The following is an 8,973-nucleotide window of genomic DNA, read 5'->3' on the forward strand; positions in this document are numbered from 1 at the left end:
TTCCTGTGCCTTAGTTAAGCAAGAGCCCGCTAAAGTTTTATTGATAGAAAGAAAATAAGATTTTAGCGGGCTCGATTTTTTAGACTGATAATATACATGAATTATGAATTGGAAGATAATAGTATGGGAGCTTATGTTGGTTAGCTTCCTGTTTAGTTGTACGGACCCGGGAAAAGTGGGTGTAAACGATGATCAGCAGGTTAATTATGACTATCTGAAAAGCCATTTTCAGCAGCCGGAACAGGTTTATGGCGTAAATTGCTGGTGGTGGTGGCTGAATGGAAATGTGACAAAAGAAGCCATCACGAAAGATTTGGAAGCTATGAAATCCAGAAATTTCCAAGGTGCCATGATCTTTGATGCCGGTGGTCATAACCAACGGGGAAATAAAGATATTCCGGCCGGTCCCTTGTTCGGCAGTAAGGAATGGACCGATCTTTTTGTTTTTGCCTTGGATGAGGCCAAACGTTTAGGATTGGAGATGGGTTTCAATATCCAAAGCGGCTGGAATTTAGGAGGTCCTTGTGTCACTCCGCAATATGCCGCCAAGCAATTGACCTATTCGGAATTGAAAACGGCAGGAGGAAAAACGCTCCATTTGCAGTTGGTGAAACCGGAAGAGCATAAAGGGTTTTATAAAGATGTCGCAGTGTTAGCCTTCCCGGCAAACGGAGAGAATCAGACTGATAAAACAGTTGATAAGTTAGATTTGAAATTGGGCCTGCACGAATTGGGTGGCTCTGCTCCGGACTGCCGCTTCTTATTGGAAAATACATCCCGGAACGAAGAACGGAAAACGGGTAAAACGGTTTTTCTCGTTGATCCGTCAAAAATAGTAGACCTTACGGCTCAGATGGATGAAAAGGGGGCGCTTAGTTGGGATGCTCCCCAAGGCGAATGGAACATTATGCGTATAGGATATACGTGTACGAATTCGGAAGTCTCGACTTCCAGTAATGAATGGCAAGGCAATGTGTTGGATTATATGAGTAAGGAAGCCTTTGACTATTATTGGAATACTGTCGTCGAGCCGATTTTTAAAGCTGCCGGAGACCATGTCGGTTCCACCCTGAAATTTATGGAAACGGATAGTTGGGAGTGTGGAGGAATGAACTGGACGGATTCTTTTTCCGATGAGTTTCGCGCTTATTGCGGATATGACCTGAAACAGTATTTGCCTCTCATCGCCGGTCATGTAGTCGGAAATGTAGATGTTTCGAATGCTTTTTTGGCTGACTTCAGAAAAGCGATTGCCCATTTGGTCGCCAATAACCATTATGCCCGTTTTGCAGCGTATGCCCATAAGAATAATATGGGGATTCAGCCGGAGTCTGCCGGTCCTCATGCCGGTCCGCTGGACGGTATCAAGAATTATGGTTTTAGTGACATCGTGATGAGCGAGTTCTGGTCTCCGTCGCCGCATCGCCCGAGGCCGCAGGACCGTTTCTTTATCAAGCAAGCCTCTTCCGCCGCCCATATCTATGGAAAGAAAATCGTAGGAGCCGAGTCTTTTACGACCATCGGCCCGCATTGGAATGATGAATTGTGGCATGACCAGAAGTCGGCGTTCGACCATGAAATCTGTGACGGCCTTAACCGGCTCTATTTCCATACTTTTACTTGTTCTCCTGCGGAACAGGGATTGCCGGGGCAGGAATATTTTGCAGGTACGCATGTGAATCCGCGCGTTACGTGGTGGGATCAATCCGGACCTTTTATCGACTACTTGCACCGGACACAAATGCTTGTGCAAGAAGGTAAGTTTGTTGCAGATGTCCTTTATTATTACGGCGATCATGTTCCTAATGTCTACCCGTTCAAACACCGGGATATGGCTGGTGCAATGTTCGGATTTGATTATGACGTGACGGATGAGACCATTTTTATGAAGTTAGATGTGGACAACGGGAATGTCACGACACCGGCCGGCGGAACCTACAAAGTGTTGGTTCTTCCGGATCACCGCGTTTTGTCTTTGGCAGTGTTGAAAAAACTGGAAACATTAGTAAAAGAAGGCGCTCATGTGATCGGTTATAAACCGTTGAAAACCGTGTCTTTGGTCGGAGGCAAAACCGCAGATGCCGAATTTAAGCAATTGGCGGACAAACTTTGGGGTGAGGCAACCGAAGCTACGGGCCGGAATGAATATGGCAAAGGCACTGTCTCATGGGGAAAGAATGCAAAAGAATACCTGCTTTCGCAGAATATACCGGTGGATTTCTCCATCGAAGGAAATGACAGTAAAACGGACTTTGATTATATCCATTACATGATCGGTGAAACCCATCTCTATTTTGTAAGTAATCAAACAGACGAAAAGCAAACGGTTACGGCTCAATTCCGCGTATCCGGGCTACAGCCTGAACTCTGGGATGCTCTTTCCGGGGAAATACGCGAAGCGGAAGCCTTTGCCCAGAAAGACGGCTTGACCTCTGTCCCTCTGGTATTGGAACCTTACGGTTCGGTGTTCGTTGTGTTCAATAAAGAGATCGGCAAGAACCGGCAAGGTACGAAACAACACAATTATCCGGATTATGAAACCGTAAAGACCTTGGACGGCCCCTGGACTGTCTGCTTCGATCCGAAATGGGGTGGCCCGGCGTCTGTTGTATTTCCGGAATTGATGGATTGGGCGACACATCCGGACAAGGGCATCCGGTATTATTCGGGTACGGCCGTCTATAACAAGAGATTCACTGTCGATTTTGAAAAGACTCCGGCAAACCGTTATTTCCTGCAACTGGAAAATGTAAAGGATGTCGGAATTGCTGCTGTCCGTATCAATCATACGGATAAAGGCATTGTCTGGACCAAACCTTTCCGGGTGGACATAACAGATGCCTTGAAAGAGGGTGAAAATGAATTGGTCGTGGAAGTTACGAACTCATGGTTCAACAGGGTTGCAGGAGATGAAATGTCGGTAAGCCCGACCCGATACACGCAAACGAATGTTGTTTTGGGAAATGATTTCAGGGGAAACCCGGTTTCCGAAATACAGTTGGAACCTTCCGGCCTGTTAGGGCCTGTGACGATTGTCCGGACGAAAACTCCGGATAACGGATAGTGGAATATGAAAACGGATGGGCTGAAAATTCGATGCCCATCCGTTTTCAGTCCGATGCCCATGGAATTTTCATTCGATGGGCATCGGATATTTTTATTTCGCTTTCGCTTCTTCTTCTTTCAATTCTTCCTCTTCCACCTCTTTCACTTTGCGGAACAGATCGGATGCAAAGATGAAGTCGTTCAGTGCCTTGTTTTGGGAGGTAATGACATCTTTGCTGTTTCCCTGCCATTCCTTGACGCCTTCTTTAATGAAGATGATGTTTTCACCGATATTCATAACCGAGTTCATATCGTGCGTGTTGATGATAGTCGTCATCTTGTACTCGCTCGTAATATCGTGGATCAGATCGTCGATAATCAGAGAGGTCTTCGGGTCGAGTCCGGAGTTAGGCTCGTCACAAAACAGGTATTTCGGATTCAGGGCAATCGCCCGTGCAATAGCGGCGCGTTTCATCATACCGCCACTGATCTCGGAAGGATACAAATGTCCGGCCTCCGACAAGTTGACGCGGTCCAAGCAAAACTGAGCCCGTTTCAGACGGTCTTTGTTGGTATCGTTGGAGAACATATCCAGCGGGAACATGACATTTTCCAACACCGTCATGCTGTCGAACAAGGCTGATCCCTGGAACAGCATACCCATTTCACGGCGCAGCATATTCAGTTCATGCTTTCCCATCGATGTCAAATCACGTCCGTCATACAGGATTTCTCCCGAATCCGGCCGCATCAACCCGATGATATTTTTAATAAGAACCGTCTTTCCGGAACCGCTTCGGCCGATAATCAGGTTCGTCTTCCCTGTTTCAAAAACAGCGCTGATGTCATTCAGTACTGTCCGTCCCTCAAAGGATTTTGTAATATGTTTTACTTCTACCATTTCTTTATGTCAGCATTAAGTTGGTTAAGATCACGTCGGCAAGCAGGATCATGATACTGCTCATTACGACTGCATTCGTACTGGCTTTACCTACATCCAAGGCACCGCCTTTTACATTATAACCGAAATAGGCTGCGATTGACGAGATGATGAATGCATATACCACCGATTTAATGATGGAGTACCAGATATAAAAATCGTTGAAGTAGAATTGCAAACCATATTCGAATGAAGCCGGTGTCATGCCTGTCCCGGTGGAATGACTGGCTGCGATACCGCCTAATATCCCAGTGAACATACTGAAAATAACCAGTACCGGAATGAAAACCATCAGACCGACAATCTTCGGGAGTATCAGGAAATTAGCCGAGTTAACACCCATGATCTCCATTGCGTCGATCTGTTCAGTCACGCGCATGGTGCCGATTTCGGATGCAATGTTACTGCCGACTTTACCGGCCAGGATCAGTGACATGATAGAGGATGAAAACTCCAGCAGGATGATTTCACGCGTTGTATATCCGATTGTGAATTTAGGAATAAGCGGCGAACTGATGTTCAGTGAGATCTGGATGGCGATAACCGTACCGATAAAAACGGAGATGATGATAACAATCCAGAGCGAGTCGACTCCTAATTTGTAAATCTCTTTTATCAGCTGCTTAAAGAACATGCTCCAACGGTTCGGGATGGAGATGCTTTTGCCCATCAACATGACATATTCACCTAATTGATGTAATGCTTTATTCATTATTATATATTTCTGTTCAATTTCAGTCTGCAAATATAACGCAAATCTGGGAACAACTGTTCATTTCCTGTTGATACTTCTGGTTTGGATTTAATCTAAACTGGGTTGTAAATTATTTAAGGAGAACATCCGGAGAGCAGATTTGTCGATTATTTGAATAAAAGAATATACCTTTGAGGGTTCCATTAAATAAGTATAGTTACATGAAAACACAGACCATTAAGCAATATCTTTTTTGTAGTTTTATGTTTGCGGGAAGCGTTCTTTTGATGGGGGCTTCTGCTGGTAAATCATATCGGGACACCTCTCTTTCTCCGGCCCGGCGTGCCGATTTATTGTTGAAGGAGATGACCTTGGAAGAAAAAATCGGTCAGATGTGCCAGTATGTCGGACCCGGCCATATCAAGCAAAACGAACAGAAAGCCGATCAGAACAGCAGTGATATGGGAAATATTGATGCCAATGCTTTCGGCTTGAAATCACAGGCGATCATCGATAAAGTGCGGAAAGGCGAAATCGGTTCTTTCCTGCATGTCCTTTCTGTCGATGAGGCGAATGCCTTGCAACAGGTGGCGCAGCAGACCCGTTTGAAAATACCCTTGTTGATCGGTGTGGATGCGATTCACGGCAACGGGCTTCATGCCGGTTGTACGGTGTATCCGACTTCGATCGGTATGGCTTCGACGTTCAATCCCGACCTGTTGGAAAAAAGCGGTCGGGAGACGGCTTCCGAAATGCGTGCCAGCGGCATGCACTGGGCGTTCAATCCGAATCTGGATGTGGCCCGCGATGCGCGTTGGGGACGTATTGGGGAAACATTCGGCGAAGATACTTATCTGGTTACCCGCATGGGAACAAGCCTGATTTTAGGTTTGCAGGGCCGGGACGGTGTGGAGCCGGATCGCGTGCTGGCTTGCGCTAAACATTTGATCGGCGGCGGTGAGCCGGCCGGCGGCATCAATGCAGCTCCGATGGATATGTCGGAACAGAAATTGCGTGAAGTCTTTCTGCCGCCTTTTATATCGGCTGTCCAATCGAAAGTCTTTACCGTAATGGCTGCCCACAATGAGTTGAACGGCATTCCCTGTCATGGCAATTATTGGTTGTTGAACGACCTGCTGCGCGATGAAATGGGGTTCAAAGGATTTATCGTCAGCGACTGGATGGATATCGAACGTATGCACTCCATGCATCATTACCTGCCGAGTGAGGAAGAGGCTTTCCGGGTGTCGGTGGAGGCCGGTATCGACATGCATATGCAGGGTGATAACTATTATGAAACGATCCTGACTGCCGTTCGGGACGGACGCATTCCGGAAACCCGGATCGACAAGGCCGTACATAAGATTCTGGAAGCTAAATTCTTATTGGGACTGTTTGAAAAGCCGGTAGTCGATATTCCGGCAACCCGCAAACTGATCGCTCCGGCTGCTCATCGCGAGACAGCGCTGGATGCTGCCCGCCAGTCGCTTGTCTTGTTGAAAAACGACGGGTTGCTGCCCCTGAAGAAAGGTGCATACCGCAAAATATTTATTACCGGTCCGAACGCCGACAGCCAGACGATATTGGGCGACTGGGCTATGCCGCAGCCGGATGATAACGTGGTAACCGTTTACGAAGGTATCCGCGCCGCTTGCCCGGATGCCTCGATTGATTCCTTGTGTTTTTCCGGTGTCATAACCAGCATAACACCGGAAGATGTCGAGATAGCCGGACGGAAAGCACAGGAGGCCGATCTGAATATAGTCGTGATAGGCGAAAATTCGCAGCGCTACGAAAGTAAAGGCCGTACCTGCGGTGAAAATTGTGATCGCGACAACCTCGATTTCCCCGGCTTGCAACAGGAATTGCTTGAAAAGGTTTGTGCATCCGGCAAACCGACTGTCCTGGTGATGTTGAACGGACGTCCGTTGAGCATTGTCTGGGCGAATGAACATGTTCCGGCTATCCTGGAAGCATGGGAACCGGGTATGATGGGCGGACAGGCGATTGCCGAAGTTCTTTTCGGCGATATCAATCCTTGCGGAAAACTTCCGGTAACCGTTCCGTATAATGTCGGACAGATCCAGACAATCTATAATCATAAGGCTTCCCAATATTCCCGTCAGTTTGCTTTGGGACATACGGGCCCGCTTTATCCGTTTGGCTTCGGACTGAGCTACACCTCGTATCAATATGGCAAACCGGCCCTTTCAAAGGATAAGATCCGGAAAGATGAATCTGTAACAATCTCTTTCGATGTGACAAACACGGGCAAAATGGATGGAACAGAAATCGTGCAGTTGTATATCCGCGACGAATACGGTTCAATCACTCGTCCGGTCAAAGAGCTGAAAGGTTTTCAACGTGTTTCCCTGAAAGCCGGCGAAACCAAACGTGTCGAGTTTGCGATCACTCCGGACGACCTGAAATTCTATACCGTCCGTAAGCTTTGGGAAGTAGAACCCGGTGATTTCACCCTAATGGTCGGCTCCTCTTCAGCGGATAAAGATTTGCAGAAATTAGCGTTAACGGTGGAAGGGGATTAGCCCTTCCACGCTTTTGATATGATCTCCTGGCAATTTTCGTAGACTGTTTGGAATAATTCCATCCCCTTTTTTCGATTAATGCGGATACTTTCTCCGACGGTAAGCATATCGTCCAAAGTAGGTGTCCCATTGTTATTGACAGATGTCGCGCGTTCTCCATGATATCCGATACTGCATAGTGTCAGATCATATGCAGGTGATAATATCCATCTGTCATTTTCATATATGAAACTGAAATTTTTTGCGTGATCGTCTTTGTTGTCTGTCAGTACGTTGAAAACCATGCGCCGGAACATTTCGTCTACCTGTTTCGGGTCTTGAGTCAAAAAGCCTGTTAAATGGAGCAGTATTTTGTAATCCAATTTCGGTTGACTGATCGATTCGTTTAATAATGCTCCAGCTGTTGCAATATGCAAACGTTCTCCGGCTTTTAGATCAAAACGTTTGCTTGCAAAATATTTTCCTTCCAGCAACTTGAAATCGGCGACTTGTATATTGCATTTTCGGGCTGTTAGATTATAGCGATACTCCATTGCTCCCATATCTTCCGGATCATAATTATGACGGAATTTAACCAACCAACTACCGTCTTGATCATGTAATAGGCATTTGGGGCGGCATCCGCCGGAATTACCACTGTTAAAATAAAGGATATCAGTTCCTACGTCTGATTTTTCAGAAAGAACGTCAAGAGCCATTTGTTGTAATGTGTCTAATTCCGGTAAAGATTTTTCTTCGCCGATGTATGATTCGGGTACATAGCATAAGGCTCCCATTCCGGAATTTCCAACAATACTTAAACGTTGTATAGGGGTCAGATTTGAGTCGTCTATATTTTGTTTTCTCAATAGCCGGTTTAATAGATAACGCCCGTATCCATCGGGTAAGCTATCTTCAAAAATTCCGAAATTGCCCCAAAAGGGTTCAGGCTTAGCTATGAACAGGTCCGGCTTTAATGGCAGTTCTATAGGAGAAATTGAAAATCCAGTAGATAACCATTCCTTGTCATATTGGAAGGCGCATCTTGTATTATCCGGTGTCATTGTCAGTATCCCTACTTTTTTGTCACGATACAACACAGACAACTTATCTATCCATTTCATAGCGTCCTCTCTTTCTGTTTTTGTTTTTATTGATGTTTTCCAATTCTTCCATTGTGCTGTATTGAGGTTCGGATAACAATGCTTTTATCTCTTTCGCATATCCTAATGCTTTTGCAAGAGCAACGAAAGAAGCCAATGAAATAGTATATTTCTGTTCAAATTTGGCAATTGTTGGAGCCGGTACGCCGCTAAGCTGGGAAAGAGCTTCTCTGGAAAGATTCTTCTCTAATCTCCTTTTTTGCAGATTCTGGGCTATTATCTGTAAAAGGCTCTGTGCCGTATCTAAATCAAATGTATATATTAAAGACATTATTGTATCTTTTATATGGTGAAATTGGCTATAATGAATATTATTGTATTTATTGCAAATATACGGAAAACTCACATAGTTGTATCCGTTTGATAGTAAATTAACATTTGTTCTTATTTGTCTTCTATCAGTCCGTTATTTAAGGGGGGCTTATTGTATAAAACGTATTTTTTAGCTTCGAAAGACATCCGAAACAAAACAAATGTTAATCCGCTTTTCGGACGTCAAAAAGGGGGTTTTTAGCCTTTTTTGAGTGTTTTCAGCAATTACGACCGTCCTCTTTGCCATTACGACCGTGCTAATGTGTAGTGCACTCGGCACCTCGCGAAGATTAG

At 45.5% G+C, this 8,973-nt stretch carries 6 protein-coding genes; 2 read left to right on the forward strand and 4 right to left on the reverse strand.

Annotated features, from left to right (window positions below):
• Positions 1 to 103: 103 nt before the first annotated feature.
• Positions 104 to 3,064: a glycosyl hydrolase gene (locus DWU89_RS16490; protein ID WP_115500729.1), complete on the forward strand. Its 2,961-nt coding sequence runs from the start codon at positions 104 to 106 to the stop codon at positions 3,062 to 3,064.
• A 93-nt stretch (positions 3,065 to 3,157) separates the two neighbouring features.
• On the opposite strand, the gene DWU89_RS16495 is transcribed toward DWU89_RS16490, so the two are convergent.
• Positions 3,158 to 3,946 (reverse strand): ABC transporter ATP-binding protein, encoded by a 789-nt coding sequence (locus tag DWU89_RS16495; protein WP_115500730.1) that lies wholly within the window; start codon positions 3,944 to 3,946, stop codon positions 3,158 to 3,160.
• Between the two features lie 4 nt (positions 3,947 to 3,950).
• On the reverse strand, positions 3,951 to 4,697 hold the full coding sequence (locus DWU89_RS16500; protein ID WP_115500731.1) for an MlaE family ABC transporter permease: 747 nt from the start codon (positions 4,695 to 4,697) through the stop codon (positions 3,951 to 3,953).
• 203 nt (positions 4,698 to 4,900) lie between these two features.
• Between DWU89_RS16500 and DWU89_RS16505 the strand changes: the two genes are divergently transcribed.
• The gene (locus tag DWU89_RS16505) at positions 4,901 to 7,225 is read left to right on the forward strand and encodes a glycoside hydrolase family 3 N-terminal domain-containing protein (protein WP_115500732.1); all 2,325 of its coding nucleotides are present in this window, start codon (positions 4,901 to 4,903) and stop codon (positions 7,223 to 7,225) included.
• Here the strand turns inward: DWU89_RS16505 and DWU89_RS16510 are convergent.
• Together DWU89_RS16510 and DWU89_RS16515 are read right to left on the reverse strand one after the other, a co-directional pair.
• Positions 7,222 to 8,328 carry a type II toxin-antitoxin system HipA family toxin gene (locus tag DWU89_RS16510; protein WP_115500733.1) on the reverse strand — a complete coding sequence of 369 codons (1,107 nt, stop codon included), beginning with the start codon at positions 8,326 to 8,328 and terminating at the stop codon, positions 7,222 to 7,224. The genes DWU89_RS16505 and DWU89_RS16510 overlap by 4 nt on opposite strands.
• Positions 8,312 to 8,638, reverse strand: coding sequence for a helix-turn-helix domain-containing protein (locus DWU89_RS16515; RefSeq protein WP_115500734.1), 327 nt, complete (start codon positions 8,636 to 8,638; stop codon positions 8,312 to 8,314). Before DWU89_RS16515 ends, DWU89_RS16510 begins: the two co-directional genes overlap by 17 nt.
• Positions 8,639 to 8,973: the final 335 nt, after the last annotated feature.

The organism is Parabacteroides acidifaciens (assembly GCF_003363715.1).
In the GTDB taxonomy this organism is placed as follows: Bacteria; Bacteroidota; Bacteroidia; order Bacteroidales; family Tannerellaceae; genus Parabacteroides; species Parabacteroides acidifaciens.